Annotated in this window: 15 protein-coding genes; 5 read left to right on the forward strand and 10 right to left on the reverse strand. The window is 63.8% G+C overall.

Annotated features, from left to right (window positions below; translation table 11 throughout):
* Window positions 1-127: 127 nt before the first annotated feature.
* The 4 genes from ACZI8R_RS03735 to ACZI8R_RS03750 all read right to left on the reverse strand — a co-directional run bounded on the left by ACZI8R_RS03735 (window position 128) and on the right by ACZI8R_RS03750 (window position 4,432).
* Window positions 128-970, reverse strand: a complete 843-nt coding sequence (locus ACZI8R_RS03735; protein ID WP_463378234.1) for a spermidine synthase — start codon at window positions 968-970, stop codon at window positions 128-130.
* Window positions 971-976: 6 nt separating this feature from the next.
* On the reverse strand, window positions 977-1,795 hold the full coding sequence (locus tag ACZI8R_RS03740) for an arylamine N-acetyltransferase family protein (RefSeq protein WP_463378235.1): 819 nt from the start codon (window positions 1,793-1,795) through the stop codon (window positions 977-979).
* 57 nt (window positions 1,796-1,852) lie between these two features.
* Window positions 1,853-2,926, reverse strand: coding sequence for an NAD(P)H-dependent amine dehydrogenase family protein (locus tag ACZI8R_RS03745; protein ID WP_463378236.1), 1,074 nt, complete (start codon window positions 2,924-2,926; stop codon window positions 1,853-1,855).
* An 81-nt stretch (window positions 2,927-3,007) separates the two neighbouring features.
* Window positions 3,008-4,432 carry a lipase maturation factor family protein gene (locus tag ACZI8R_RS03750; protein WP_463378237.1) on the reverse strand — a complete coding sequence of 475 codons (1,425 nt, stop codon included), beginning with the start codon at window positions 4,430-4,432 and terminating at the stop codon, window positions 3,008-3,010.
* Window positions 4,433-4,563: 131 nt separating this feature from the next.
* Between ACZI8R_RS03750 and ACZI8R_RS03755 the strand changes: the two genes are divergently transcribed.
* Window positions 4,564-4,893 (forward strand): hypothetical protein, encoded by a 330-nt coding sequence (locus ACZI8R_RS03755; RefSeq protein ID WP_463378238.1) that lies wholly within the window; start codon window positions 4,564-4,566, stop codon window positions 4,891-4,893.
* 1 nt (window position 4,894) lies between these two features.
* Here the strand turns inward: ACZI8R_RS03755 and ACZI8R_RS03760 are convergent, their stop codons facing one another.
* Both ACZI8R_RS03760 and ACZI8R_RS03765 read right to left on the reverse strand, forming a co-directional pair.
* Window positions 4,895-5,860 (reverse strand): SGNH/GDSL hydrolase family protein, encoded by a 966-nt coding sequence (locus ACZI8R_RS03760; RefSeq protein ID WP_463378239.1) that lies wholly within the window; start codon window positions 5,858-5,860, stop codon window positions 4,895-4,897.
* A gap of 42 nt (window positions 5,861-5,902) precedes the next feature.
* The gene (locus ACZI8R_RS03765; protein WP_463378240.1) at window positions 5,903-6,349 is read right to left on the reverse strand and encodes a cupin domain-containing protein; all 447 of its coding nucleotides are present in this window, start codon (window positions 6,347-6,349) and stop codon (window positions 5,903-5,905) included.
* Window positions 6,350-6,460: 111 nt separating this feature from the next.
* Here ACZI8R_RS03765 and ACZI8R_RS03770 point away from each other — a divergent pair, with 111 nt between their 5' ends.
* Window positions 6,461-6,910: a nucleoside deaminase gene (locus ACZI8R_RS03770; protein WP_463378241.1), complete on the forward strand. Its 450-nt coding sequence runs from the start codon at window positions 6,461-6,463 to the stop codon at window positions 6,908-6,910.
* Between the two features lie 15 nt (window positions 6,911-6,925).
* On the opposite strand, the gene ACZI8R_RS03775 is transcribed toward ACZI8R_RS03770, so the two are convergent.
* A complete protein-coding gene (locus tag ACZI8R_RS03775) occupies window positions 6,926-7,678 on the reverse strand; it encodes an NRDE family protein (protein ID WP_463378242.1) in 753 nt (250 codons plus the stop codon).
* 9 nt (window positions 7,679-7,687) lie between these two features.
* Window positions 7,688-9,880, reverse strand: a complete 2,193-nt coding sequence (locus ACZI8R_RS03780) for a dehydrogenase E1 component subunit alpha/beta (RefSeq protein WP_463378243.1) — start codon at window positions 9,878-9,880, stop codon at window positions 7,688-7,690.
* 76 nt (window positions 9,881-9,956) lie between these two features.
* Here ACZI8R_RS03780 and ACZI8R_RS03785 point away from each other — a divergent pair, with 76 nt between their 5' ends.
* The 3 genes from ACZI8R_RS03785 to ACZI8R_RS03795 are packed head-to-tail and all read left to right on the forward strand — an operon-like array spanning window position 9,957 to window position 12,683.
* Window positions 9,957-10,859: an AAA family ATPase gene (locus ACZI8R_RS03785; protein WP_463378244.1), complete on the forward strand. Its 903-nt coding sequence runs from the start codon at window positions 9,957-9,959 to the stop codon at window positions 10,857-10,859.
* 1 nt (window position 10,860) lies between these two features.
* A complete protein-coding gene (locus ACZI8R_RS03790; RefSeq protein ID WP_463378245.1) occupies window positions 10,861-12,252 on the forward strand; it encodes a vWA domain-containing protein in 1,392 nt (463 codons plus the stop codon).
* 20 nt (window positions 12,253-12,272) lie between these two features.
* Window positions 12,273-12,683, forward strand: a complete 411-nt coding sequence (locus ACZI8R_RS03795) for a YjbQ family protein (protein WP_463378246.1) — start codon at window positions 12,273-12,275, stop codon at window positions 12,681-12,683.
* A 12-nt stretch (window positions 12,684-12,695) separates the two neighbouring features.
* Here ACZI8R_RS03795 and ACZI8R_RS03800 read toward each other — a convergent pair whose 3' ends face one another.
* Together ACZI8R_RS03800 and ACZI8R_RS03805 are read right to left on the reverse strand one after the other, a co-directional pair.
* On the reverse strand, window positions 12,696-12,863 hold the full coding sequence (locus tag ACZI8R_RS03800) for a zinc transporter permease (RefSeq protein ID WP_463378247.1): 168 nt from the start codon (window positions 12,861-12,863) through the stop codon (window positions 12,696-12,698).
* Between the two features lie 50 nt (window positions 12,864-12,913).
* Complete coding sequence (locus tag ACZI8R_RS03805; RefSeq protein ID WP_463378248.1) at window positions 12,914-13,312, reverse strand: tautomerase family protein; 399 nt, start codon at window positions 13,310-13,312, stop codon at window positions 12,914-12,916.
* Window positions 13,313-13,347 lie beyond the last annotated feature (35 nt).

The following is a 13,347-nucleotide window of genomic DNA, read 5'->3' on the forward strand; positions in this document are numbered from 1 at the left end:
ATGTGTCGCTCGCCCCTCTGCACAGACCGCAGTTCAGCAGACACGACCGCGCCGGAATCCAGGACCGAACGAAGAATCGGCTGTTCTGCGGCCAGCTCGTGTCACGCCCAGTTGACGCGGCGATCGTTCAGGCAGGATCGGCGAGAGGCTTTGCCGTTCCGGCGAACTGACGCACCCGGTCGTCGCGCCACAGGGTGGCCGGGACCCCGCCGCCCAGGAGTTCCCGTGCAAGAGCGGGTTCTTCCGCGATGGGAACGTCACTTCCGGCAATCACGATGTTGCCGTAGCGCCTGCCCTTGAGCATCGCCGGATCCGCGATGATCGCAGTGTGTTCGAACAGCGAACCGATGGTCGCCGCTTCACGTTTCGCTCCCACGAGGTCGCGGGTGTCGCCGCAATTGACCACGTAGATGCCACCCGGCGCCAACACTCGGCGTACGTGCTCGGCGAATTCCACCGTCGTCAGGTCCGTAGGGGTCGTGCTTCCCGCGAAGACGTCACGGACGATCAGGTCGCGTGACGACTCGGTCAGGGTCTCCGTGACCGCCCTGGCCTCGCCCACCCGAATCCTCAGCAACGGTGCGCGAGGCAGGTCGAACCAGTCACGGACGAGTTCGGCCAGTCGGCCGTCCAATTCGACCACCACTTGCCGTGCGGAGGGATACACCGCCCACAGGTGGCGGGCCAGGGTGCATGCGCCACCGCCGAGATGCAGCGCACGGAGGCGAAAGTCCGAATCCCATTGCGAGTGCGCAAGTTGCGCAATCCATCTCATGTACTCGAAATCGAGACGCTCCGCGTCGTCCGGATCGATGTGTGAGCTTTCCACGCCGTTGACCTTCAGAACCCAGCTGCCGACGGTGTAGGGATCGGCAACCAGCTCGCAAGTACCGGTGTCGATTTCGTACACGCCCGGAGCGGGGCCACCACTGCCAGCCGAAGGTGCCCCTGATTTACGCTTCTTCGCCACCGGCCCTCAGCTCAGACGCGCGAAGACGAGATCGAGCGGGAGGCCGGTGGTGTCTATCAACAGGTCGTTCTCCAGAGCTCGACGGAGTTCGTCCGCACTCTCGAGCTCACGGCGTTCACTCGGACCACCCAGATGATGCACGGTCAGACGCCGGCCACTGAGGGCGTACCGCCGATCGGACGACGGACGTGCGGCAGTCAGCCCGGTGACGAATCGAGACTGCGGCCAGGTCGACAAGTACCAGTTGCTGGCCTCGTAGTCGATGGGATGCTGCGGCGTGAGGTCGAAGCGGTAGATGGAGCGCCAGGCGTCGTCCAACTTCGTCTGCAAAGCGAAGTCGTTCCCGAGCTCGGTCAGTCGGAACGGCTCGAGCGGGGTGGATTGTTCGACATCGATCTCGAACCCGATCGACGACGTCATCGTCATTCCGCCGAAGCCGACGTCGACGACGCGAGGACCGTCATCGAGCATCACCGACAACAACATGTGCGAGCGCTGCGTGATCGCGTAGTCGCCTGCACCCCACAGAACACGAGCCGCGAGGGCCGTCACGTCGAAACCGAGTGACATCAAGATTGCTCGCAGCAGTAGATTCTGTTCGTAGCAGTATCCGCCCCGGCGCCCTTCGATCAGCTTGTGCTGCAGGGAGACGAGGTCGATTCTGTTGGGGCGGGACATGAACGGATCGAGGTTCTCGAATGCGATGGTGCTCGCGTGGAGACCGATGATCCGATCGAGTGTGTGGAGCGTCGGACTGCGGTCACCCGTGTAGCCGATCCGCTGGAAGTACCTGTCTACGTCGACGGTGTTCTCGCTGACGGTCATGGTCCTCCTTCGCCTCTACGCGAATACCCACCATACGCCCGGTTGTGATGCCTCCGGTCAGCTCACCAGCCCGCGTCCGGTGACGAGCGGCAGATCCAGCGCCGTGGCAAGTCCGGGCTCGGCAGCGATCACCGCGGGCACCGAGTTGACCAACCGCATGGCGGTGGTGATCATTCCCGAGTCGTTGTGGTCACCGTTTTCGCCATGATGCGAGAAGTCGACGGTCATTGCCGGTTCGCCCTTGATCTCGATCCGGTAGGCGCCGTCACCCTTGATCGGATACGGCCAGTCCGGCATCTGATCCTTGTGCGTCCGCGTCACATGCTCGAGAACGACCTTGGGCACGCCGTTCACCGTGCCGATCACCTCGAATCGCAGTGCTGCAGCAGTGCCTTTCGCGATGTGACACGACGCGATGTCCAAGTCCACTTCGGTGGTCCCGCGCTCGTACTTCTCGACGAGCGGTTCGTCCAACTTCACATCCAGACCGGCTGCGATCTGCCTGACGACACTGCCCCACGCCAACGACAGCACACCGGGTTGCAGGATCGGAGGTGTCTCGTCCAGCGGCTTTCCGAAACCGAAGAGATCCTGCATGACGACCGGTTGGTAGTAGGTGGAGTAGTCGGCGATCTCCGAGCAGCGCACCTCGTCGATACGCTGCGACAGGCTTGTCATCACCAGCGGCAGAACGTCGTTCGCGAAACCGGGGTCGATGCCGTTGACGTGCAGAGTGGCACCGTTCGCCTTGCCCGCTTCGGCGATCCGGTTCACCAGATCGTCCGGGAGTCCCCCGTGCGGGTACTGCAGCACGACGGGCCCGGAGGACACCACGTCGATACCCGCCTCGAGGAAGGAGATCAGATCCTCGACCCCCTCGAAAATCCGATCGTCCGTCATCGCGGTATGGATGATGCAGTCCGGCTCGAGCGCCAGGACTTCGGCTTTGTCGCCGGACGCCGCGATGCCGAGGTCGCGCCCCAGTCCGGCCAGCTCGCCCGCATCTTTGCCGACCTTGTCCGGATTCGAGACCCACAACCCGACGAGCTCGAGATCGGGATGCCTGTCGATTCCGGCGAGAACGTGCCTCCCGACCGTGCCGGTGGACCAACCCACTACGCGATGCACCATTGCTGAGCTCCTGTCGTTGCCGGCCGGTTCGGCAAAATGTAACAGGTTCCATTTTCTTCGGCAGTCGTTTCGGAGCAAGGTTCATCGGAGAGATACGGGCGGCATGAAGTCCCCGACGAGTTCGCGGTGCCACCACGCCCCCGTCGCACGTTGTTCCGCACGAGTCGTGAACCGGTATCGGTAGTAGCGTGCCCGCACGAAGTGCGGCGGTCGGCCCGAGAACGGGTCTTTTCGCAGCAATGCCAACACGCGCGGGTCGGCCTCGAGCAACCTGGTGACCAGGGCGGGAAACCACGAGCGCGCGTACGAAGGCGACAGCGCCGCAAACCACATCAGCCAGTCGAGCCGCAGGTGGTAGGGCGCGAACTGGCGAGGCCGACGGTGCACGTCACCGGGTTTGCCTCTGAAGTCGTACTCCCACCATTCGGTGGACGGGGACAGTTCCGAATCCGTGGCCCCTTCCAGCACGATCTCGTGACGAACCCTGGTCACGGTCCCGAAGGCGCCGTAAGTATTGACGAGGTGCCACTTGTCGAAAGACGCGTTCATCACCTGCCTCGTCGACAGCAGGTTGCGGACCGGCCGGTAGCTGAGAAGTACGACCAGAATCGACACCGCGACGACCCCACCGACGAACGGCGCCGGCGAAGCCGAGAACCCCTCGCGCGCCGCGAACGGCAGAACGCGCCCCAGAGCCGCGTCGGGTAGCACCGAGACCGCGAGAACTATGGTCACCCAGTTGAGCCACGCGAAGTTTCCGCTCGCCACCAGCCATAACTGCGTCAGGATCATGACCCCCGCAGCAGTTCCGGCGATCGGCTGCGGGAGGAAGAGCGCGAACGGAACAACCAGCTGAGTCACGTGATTGCCGGCCGCTTCCATCTTGTGAATGCGCTTGGGTAGGTGATGAAAAGCCCGACTGAGCGGCCCGGGCATCGGCTGGGTCTCGTGGTGGTAGTAGAGGCAGGTCAGGTCTCGCCAACAGCGATCGCCACGCATCTTGATCAGTCCCGCGCCGAATTCGAGACGGAACAACACCCAACGCAGGAGAAACAGCACGAGGATTGGCGGCGCGGTATCCGTGTTTCCCAGGAACACCGCGAGGAAGCCCACCTCCAGGAGCAGCGACTCCCATCCGAACGCGTACCACGCCTGACCCACGTTGACGATTGACAGATAGAGCGCCCAGAGAACGAACCACACGAGCATGCACGCCGCGAGCGGCAAGCGCGCCGTCAGACCGACCAGCGTGATCACCGACAACACCACGCCTACCCAGGCCACCACAGCGAAGAACCGGTCGGAATAGTGCAGGTGAAACAAGCTCGGAGACCGGGTGAACGGCACTTCTCGCACGAAGTCCGGCACAGGGAGAATTCCGTCGCTGCCGATGAGCGGGCGGAACTGCCGAACTGCCGATACGAACGCGACGAGGTAAAGGGCCGCCAGCCCTTCGGTGAACAGCAGTCTGCCGAGCGAATACTCCTGCGCGACGAACCATCCCATCGCTTCACCCTCAATTCAGGGCTTGTCGACCGCTCTGCTCGGGGCCTGTCGATCGCTGTCTCGAACGATACGCCTCACGGAATGCCAGGTAGCGGCCTTTACACTCGTTCGGTACGAACAGGGAGGTGACCGTGGAACCGCAGGACGTCGACTTCGCGCACACCGAGCAGGCGGCCAAGAATCGTCGGGAGAAGGCCGTCGGAATCGCTCGATACGTGTGGGATCGAGGCATCAGTGGTGACGAACTTCTCGACCTGACGGATGCCCAGCTCAAGAAGCTGGCGCGCGCGGCCGGGGCACATCCCCCGAGGACCATCGAAACCTGGACGAGCGTCGCCGAGCTTCTTCGCGAGAAGGCCGAATGGGCGACGAAGAACCCCGATCATCCTGGTGCAACGAGAAAGCACCCCGAGGAGAAAATCATGTGGGTGAAACCAGCAGTGCCGCGCTGGCTGCCCTGATTCAGCCGATCTGGCGCACGATCTGATCGGCTACGGCGCTCATACCTGCGGCGTTCGGGTGGTAGAAGACCGCGCCACCGCTGTTGCGCTGAATGATCTCGAAGCCGGCAACCCACGGGTCCTTCGAGCACGCGCCGTGTCCCTTCCCGAGACTCGAGGCTCGGACCAATTGCGATCCGGTCATCTCTGCGGCCCGTCCTGTCGCCTCTGCAACTGCGCGATGAACGCGGACCGTCGAGGCTGCGCGTTCCGGGGTCAGCGGGAGCAAGTCGCAGAGCTTTCCGTTCTCGGCGACGATCGGCAGGTAGTCGACGAAGACCACCCTCGCCATCGGTGAGCGAGCTTTGATCGCGGCGACGATTGCGACCGCCGAAGCCTCGACCTTCGCGTATTCCTCTGGCCTCGGCTCCGACGAGGGCGGCGCTCCGGCGTTTCCACAGAACTTCACGTAGGCCTGCTCGGGAGGGCGCGGGTGGGACCGCTCGAAGAGAGTCGCGCAACTGTTCGCGACGAGCCGCCCCATGTAATCCACGTCGTTGCCACCGATCGTGACGGTCACGAGGTCGGTTTCGGGTGTCACGGCGTCGATCTGCGGAGGTTGCGGGGCACCACCACCGAAGTTCGGGACGTGCGGGGTATCGAGAATGCTGGCCGACGTCGCACCGGAACAGCTCCGGTCGGTCAACCGGTAGTTCAATCTTTCCGACACCTGGTGGGGATAATTGGCGCCCGACCGCGTGCAGTTCGCATCCACCACGGGGGCGATCACCGGACCGGCAGCGTACGAACTTCCCAATGCGACGTAGTCGAGCGGTGGAGGTGGAGCCGCGCTGAGCGGAGTACCGGTATGGGTAGGCGCGGAATGTGTCGTTGCCACGCACGACACGGCTGCCATCACGACCACCACCGCGACCATCGCCACGAACGCGACACCTCGCATCGGACGGTCGATTACCCATGTACGCAAGCGCACTCCTCTCCTGGCTCCCCACAGTAAAGGAACCGAGCGTCAACAGCCGGGGTCCGGTGCATCCTCCGCAAACGGATCGCCGGGCGGTTCGACATATGCGGCGAACAACACCAGAACACCCGGACCGTGGTTGACACCTTCGTGTGGATGGTCGCTGCCGACGTCCTCCTGGACCAGCGCGCCTGCCCCGCTCGATTCCACGGCGCAGTCGTGGAGAACTCTTGTCAAAGTCCCCGTTTCGACGTACGCGTACACGGGCCCGTCGTGGTAGTGCCAGCCTGTAGTTCCGCCCGGCGCGATCTCGATTCGACGGACGGTGAAGTCGGTACCTTCGAGGTCGGTACTTCCGAGGCCGACCGGAAACGAAGTCTGAAAGAGCGTCTCTGCCGTGACTCCGGACGGTGGAGTGGCTGCGGCGGGCAGGGCCGAAAGGAAAGGCAGTGTGCACAGAGCAACAAGACCAGCAACGGTGGATCCGGTACGCATGATTTCCGCCCCTTCCATGTCCCTGCGTCAAGGATATGGCGGGCACACCCTCCACCGCGCGGAAACGGCAGACCTGTTGACACGCAGCACGAAACTGGATGAGCTGGGACCGTGACTGACCCCGAGCAACTTCTCCGCATCGCCCTCGACGAGGCAAGAGCCGGCCTCTCCGAGGGAGGTGTCCCGATAGGCGCGGCCCTGTTCGCAACCGACGGAACACTCCTCGGCCGCGGGCGTAACCGACGCGTGCAGGACGACGATCCGTCTGTCCATGCGGAGACTGCAGCCTTTCGTGATGCCGGGAGACTTCGCGACTATCGGCACACGATCATGGTGACCACGCTGTCACCGTGCTGGTACTGCAGCGGCCTGGTCCGACAGTTCGGTATCGGCGGCCTCGTCGTGGGCGAGAGCGTCACTTTCACCGGCGGCCACGACTGGTTGGCCGAGCACGGAGTCGACGTGACAGTGCTGGAGGATCGGGACTGCATCGACATGATGGCCGACTTCGTGCGCGACCGGCCCGATCTGTGGAACGAAGACATCGGTGTGGTCGACTGATCACGAGGTGATCGATTACATCCCGACCGTTGATTCCCCGGTGACCTCGGAACTTTCGAACCGACGCTCGGTGACGGTGAAAGCGCCGTCCGCTCGCATCCGTACCACCGTGCTGGCACGGGTGCCGTAATCACCGAAATCCACGAACAGCGATGAGAGAACCCGCTCCATGTCCTCACCGACGCCGGTGCGCGGCAGCAGTTCCACCGGCGCGGGGGTCGTGTCGAACAGCAGGTTCAGGTAGGCCTCGGTGGTCGCGTCCCCGCCGTCGTCCGTCTCGGCGAGCCTCGCGAAGGCGGCCGTACCGGACGTCACCTTCGGCCATGCCGTGTCCAGCGCACTGTTGGACAGCCCGTGAATTCCGGGCCCGACCTCTTCCGTACTGAACCTGTTGGACGTCCACCACAGCTGATCGAGGTCACCCGCGAGGAGGTTGAAGCCGTCGTACCGATCGCCGGCGGCGGCCACCTCGTGCGCGTAGACCTCCGGCGCTGTCGGCGCGGTGAGGAAGTCCGTGGGAAGCAGCCCCCGGGAACGCGGCGCTGTCGCTCCTGTCGGCGGACCCTCTCGCACGTTGGTGACTGCCGCAAAACGGCCCGCACTCGCTCCCAACCATGTTCCACCGCTGGTGATGTCACGGCCGGCAACAATGCCGCTGTCCCATCGATGGACCGGTTCCGTGGGGCGCCGATAGAACTCGTCGCGGTTGGCAGCCACGATCAGCGGATAGTCGGGGTGAACCTTCCACGCCACTAGGAGTAGGCACATACTCGGATCCTAAGCTTCCGTGGTCGATGACGCTCCGCCGTGGACGAGCGCAGTTGCCGCCGCCACGATCTGTTCTTCCGAGACGAGTACCTGCAAGGCCGCGTCACCCAGCGGAACGAAGCTGTCCTCGCTGTTCACCCGGCCCAGTGCGCCGCCGAATCCGGCGTCGATCAGAACGGCGAACACCCCCTCCGATACACCACCCGAACGTCTCGTCTCGTCGACGACGAGCACGCGGCCCGTTGCGGACGCCTCGCGGAGCATCGCTTCGGCAGGCAATGGCACCAACCAGCGCAGATCCACAACCCGGGCCTCGATACCGCGTGCGCGCAGAGTTCGCGCTGCCTGGAGGCTCAGCGGCACACCGTTCCCGAACGTCAGGATCGTCAGGTCACTCCCACCTCCATACGTACGTACGGTTGCCATCGGAACATGGTCGTCATTCGAGGGATAGGGCGCGAGCCATTCGTCGTCCCCTGCCTCGTACAGATCGCGCTGGTGGTACAGCGCGATGGGCTCGAGAAATACACACGGGGTTCCGGACACCTGCGTCGCGGCCACGCACGTTCGGAGCATCGACGCGGCGTCGGACGGATTCGACGGAGACGCGACGATGATCCCAGGTATGTCCCGGAGAACCGCAATCGCGTTGTCGTTGTGGAAGTGTCCGCCGAAGCCCTTCTGGTATCCGTATGCCGCGACGCGAACAACCATCGGGTTGCGAAATCGGCCTTCGGAGAAGAAGCGCAGGGTGGCCGCTTCACCCCGCAATTGATCCTCGGCATTGTGCAGGTACGCCAGGTACTGAATCTCCGGGATCGGCAGAAAGCCCGACAGTCCGGCGCCCAGGGCGAGGCCGAGAATCGTCTGTTCGTCCAGGAGTGTGTCGAACACTCGACCAGGCCCACCGCGCGCGGCGAGACCACGCGTCACTCCGTACACGCCGCCCTTACGAGCAACGTCCTCGCCGAACACGAGCGCCTCGGGATACGAATCCAAAATGTCGCCGAGAGCGCGATTGACCGACTGCGCGAGGGTGAGTCGATCGTCGCCACCCGAGACGGGTGCAACGGCTGGCCGAACCTCGGAATCCGTCGGCTGCGCCAGTGGCGCCATGATCTGCTCGGCGGACGTGAGCCTGGAACGCTCGACCACTTCTGCGGCGCGGGTCGCGACCTCCGCTCTCGCAGCCTCGTACCGGTCCAACACTTCTGCCGCTGTGAGACAGCCTGTTTCGACGAGCTGCTTCGCCGTGACAAGCACGGGATCATGCGCCATATCGTGTGCGATATCCGACGGGGAGCGATATGCCGACTCCACGTCGGAGCCGGCGTGCCCCATCAAGCGAACAGTCCGCAGATGTAGAAGTGCGGGCTTTCGATGACGACGCACCCAGTCCGCCGCGCGCTCCGCTACCTCGAAGGTGTCGACCACATCGGTGCCGTCTGCACTGAAGTAGGTCAATCCCTTTACGCCGGAATACATTGCAGCGACCCACCCCTCGGGGGTAGGAACACTGATCCCGATTCCGTTGTCCTCACAGACGAGAAGCAGCGGGAGGGGAATACCGCGGTATGCGATATTGGCGGCCGCGTTGACTGCTCCGGTCGTGGTCGAGTGATTTGCCGACGCATCACCGAAGCTGCACACCGCCAACGCATCCTTCGGCCACGGCGAGGCAACCCCCAACTTTGCGGCCCGCGGAATCGCGAATGCGACCCCGAGCGCCCGCGGGAGGTGTGATGCGACGGTGGAGGTCTGCGGAATCACCGCGATATCCTTGCGCCCGAACACCTTGTGCCGTCCGCCCGATATCGGATCATCGACCGCCGCAACGATTCCGAGCAAGACGTCGAGTAAAGGATCACCACCGTCGATCTGCCGCGCACGAGCCAGATAGAACCCGCCGGACCGGTAGTGCAGCAGCGCAGGATCGGTCGGTCGCAGTGCAGCCGCCACCGCAGCGTTGCCCTCGTGCCCGGACGAGCCGATCGTGTAATACCCCGAGCCCTGCGCCCGAAGAGCGCGGGCAGCCAGATCGAGATGGCGACTCGCCAGTTGATCGTCGAACAGGTCCAAACATTGCTGGACTGTCAGCGAAGAACCGGCACGCACCACGTCGAAACGCAGTCGCGGAGGCCCAGCCGCAGCAGGTAGTCCCTGAACACGCTCGACGAAAGAATCGTCGACCGGTTCTGCCATGGGAACCACCTCCTTCCGGCGCCCCCTCATTCTCACCGAATCGGCAAGGCACCGCTGGTATACGCTCGATGCTGCTATGAACACCGATCAGAGCGACGCGACCGACACCCTGTTCACCTCGGTGGACGAAGTGAGCGATCGCCTGTCCGCGGCCGGATATCTACCGTCTCTCGATATCGCTACGGCCGTGTTTCTTGCCGACTACCTGCACAAACCACTTCTGATCGAGGGCCCGGCGGGTGTCGGCAAGACCGAACTCGCGAAGGCCATCGCGACAGCGACAAGCTCCGAAATGGTCCGTCTGCAGTGCTACGAGGGCATCGACGAATCGCGGGCTCTGTACGAGTGGAACCACGCCAAGCAGCTGTTGCGCATCACCGCCGAGCAGGGCGAATCGTGGGAGTCCACCCGAGACCACGTGTTCACCGAGGAGTTCCTGCTCTCGCGGCCACTCTTGACGGCGATACGGAACAACGAGCCCACCGTGCTCTTGATCGACGAGCTCGACAAAGCCGACATGGAGGTGGAAGGGCTCCTCCTCGAAGTTCTCGGCGACTTCCAGCTGACCATTCCCGAGATCGGCACCATCGAGGCAGTTCGGAAGCCGTTCGTCGTGGTGACGTCCAACGCGAATCGAGAAGTGTCCGAGGCCCTCAAACGACGGTGCCTGTTTCTTCACATCGACTTCCCGACACCGGAACTCGAGCTCGCCATCGTGCGCTCGCAGGTTCCCGATCTGGACGAGTTCGTGGCCTCCTCTGCAGTAGAAGTGGTGTCCGCCCTACGGAAGCTCGAGCTTCGGAAGCCACCGTCCATCGCAGAAACGATCGATTGGGCACGCACTCTCCGCGGCCTCGGCGTCCGAGAGGTCGGTGATGCTGTCGTGAAGTCGACGCTGGGCGTACTGCTCAAGTACAAGTCCGACCACGAAACAGCCACGGAAAAACTACATCTCGAAGGAAAGCGGAGCCGGAAGTAGCGTGTCCGATCAGGAGATGTCGGCCAAGCTCATCGAGTTCGTGGGCGTCCTGCGAGAGCACGGTGTCGAGATCGGAACCAGCGACACGGTCGATGCCGCATCCGTGATGGTCGTGCTCGGCCTTTCGGACCGAGACCGCCTCCGATCCGGATTAGCCGCCGCACTCCTCCGGCGACCCGGCCAGCGCCAAGTCTTCGACCGGATCTTCGCACTGTTCTTCGACGAGGGCAGTGCAGGCGAGAGTGTTACCGACGAGGGCGGAGACCTCCCGACGGACGCCGCTGAGTTGCGCGAGAAAGTCGTCTCCGCCATCGCAGACGGCGACTCGAGCGCGGCAGCAGCACTCGCCGATCAGGTGCTCGCCTCTCTCGGCGGGATAGGCGGCGAGGGTTCATCCGGATCGGGTGGCGGGGAAGGCCGGGCACAGTTCTCCGCATACCAGGCCTTCCAACGACTCGGATCCCCCGAGGACCTGGTGAAAGAAGCACAGTCACAACGAGGGTCGACCGGCGACGACACCAGAGATACCGTGTTCGTGCTCGAGGCGGAACACCGCGCGGGCGAGTTTCGCGCCCTCGTCGAGAACGAAGCACTGCGCCGCGTATCTCGCATCAGGGGAGCCAAGAAGGTGTCGAACAGCGCGGTGCGAGAGGGCACGGAAGACCGGTCCTTCCTTTCGGCAAACCAGCGCGACCTAGCCGAGATGCGAAGGCTGGTGTATCCGCTCGCTCGCACATTGGCCACCCGAGTGTCGGCTCGCCGACGCAAAGCCATTCGCGGCCGAATCGATATGCGCCGCACCGTTCGCAGGTCGATGGCCACCGGCGGAGTGCCCATGCGGCCGGTACTTCAAGCACGTCGACACGGTCGTCCGGACCTGGTGATACTCGCCGACATGTCCGGGTCCGTTTCGAGCTTCGCGGAGTTCACACTCATGCTCGTGCAGGCCATGCAGGACCAGTTCACGAAGGTGCGCAGCTTCGGCTTCGTCGACTCGTGCGACGAGATCACACAGATGTTCCGTCCCGGCGAGCCGCCGGCGGTCGGCTTTGCCGACCGGGTGCTGGCCGAGACCGACGTCGCACGCTTCGGAGGTAGCAATTACGGAACGGCGTTCGCCACGTTCACGCAGCAGTACCTCGACGCGATCGGACCGCGCAGCTCGGTGTTGATTCTCGGCGACGGCCGCACGAACTACGCGGACCCCAACATCGAAGCACTGCAAGCAATGCAGGCGCGCGCCAAGAACATCTACTGGCTCAACCCGGAACCCGCGCGATCATGGTCGACGGGCGACTCGGCGGCCCACACCTACGCCGAGGTCGTGTCCATGTACGAGACCGGGACCGTCCGGCAGCTCGCCGATGTCGTCGGACGGTTGCTACCCACCTGATTCACGCTACCGTCGAATACATGCACAGCACCGAAATACAGGTCCGCACGGGCAACGTGGCGGTGGTGCACGACCTGACCGCCGACATAGAGAAGTTCCTGAAGGATGCCGGCGCGGGTGACGGGCTACTCCACGTGTGGGTTCCCCATGCCACCGCAGGCTTGGCAGTCATCGAGACCGGCGCCGGAAGTGACGAGGATCTTCTCACCGCGATCGACGTCCTTCTGCCCCGCGACGACCGGTGGCGTCACCAACACGGCACGCCCGGACACGGGCGCGACCACGTGCTCCCGGCGTTCGTGCCGCCCTACGCGACGGTCCCCGTTGTCGATGGCGCCGCGGCCACCGGCATCTGGCAGTCCGTATGCCTCGTCGACACGAACGTGGACAACCCTGTGCGCACGGTTCGGTTCAGCTTCCTGGCTGGATGAGCGAGGCGCCGTTCAGGCGTCGCCGTGCTCGTCGTTGTGATCGCCGTGCGCGGCGTGCCGGTGTCCGTCGTGGACATAGTCGACGTGGTCGCCGTGCTGAACCGTCTCGTGCCCACAATCCGGGCCGTGGACGTGCTCATGATCCGACTGTTCGTGCTTGCGGTGTTCGGCAGTGGTCATGATTCGAGGGTAGATCCCGTCGTCACCGGAGGGTCGGCAAATGGCCCGGACTACACGTTCACGTCAAACCCGAGGTCGATATCGCACGCAGCCTGCCCGCCTGCGACGCCCCAGTTTTCGGTAGCGCTCTCACGGATCACGATCGTGACGTGGTCGTGTGGGATGCCAGTGGCGATACCTAGCCGCTCGACGATCTCCTTGTAGAGGCTCCGCTTCGCCTGGACCGATCGGCCGGCATAGCAGTCGATGGTGACGAGTGTGTACTGGTCCGGGCTGTGGAGTTCCGGGTTGGTTGCCATTCGGTGCGGCTCATGGACGAGGAGCCGAACGTGCTTGTCAGCCTCGGGGATCTGAAAAGCCGTGACCAGAGCGCCGTGAACAGCGTCGATGATCGATACTTCTTCGGCGTGGGTGTATTGCCGACGAACTTCCACGAGTGAGCTTGGCATCGTCGGATTCTGCCATGCCGGGATAGTTTCCATTG

The sequence above is a fragment of the Rhodococcus huquni genome (assembly GCF_055231055.1).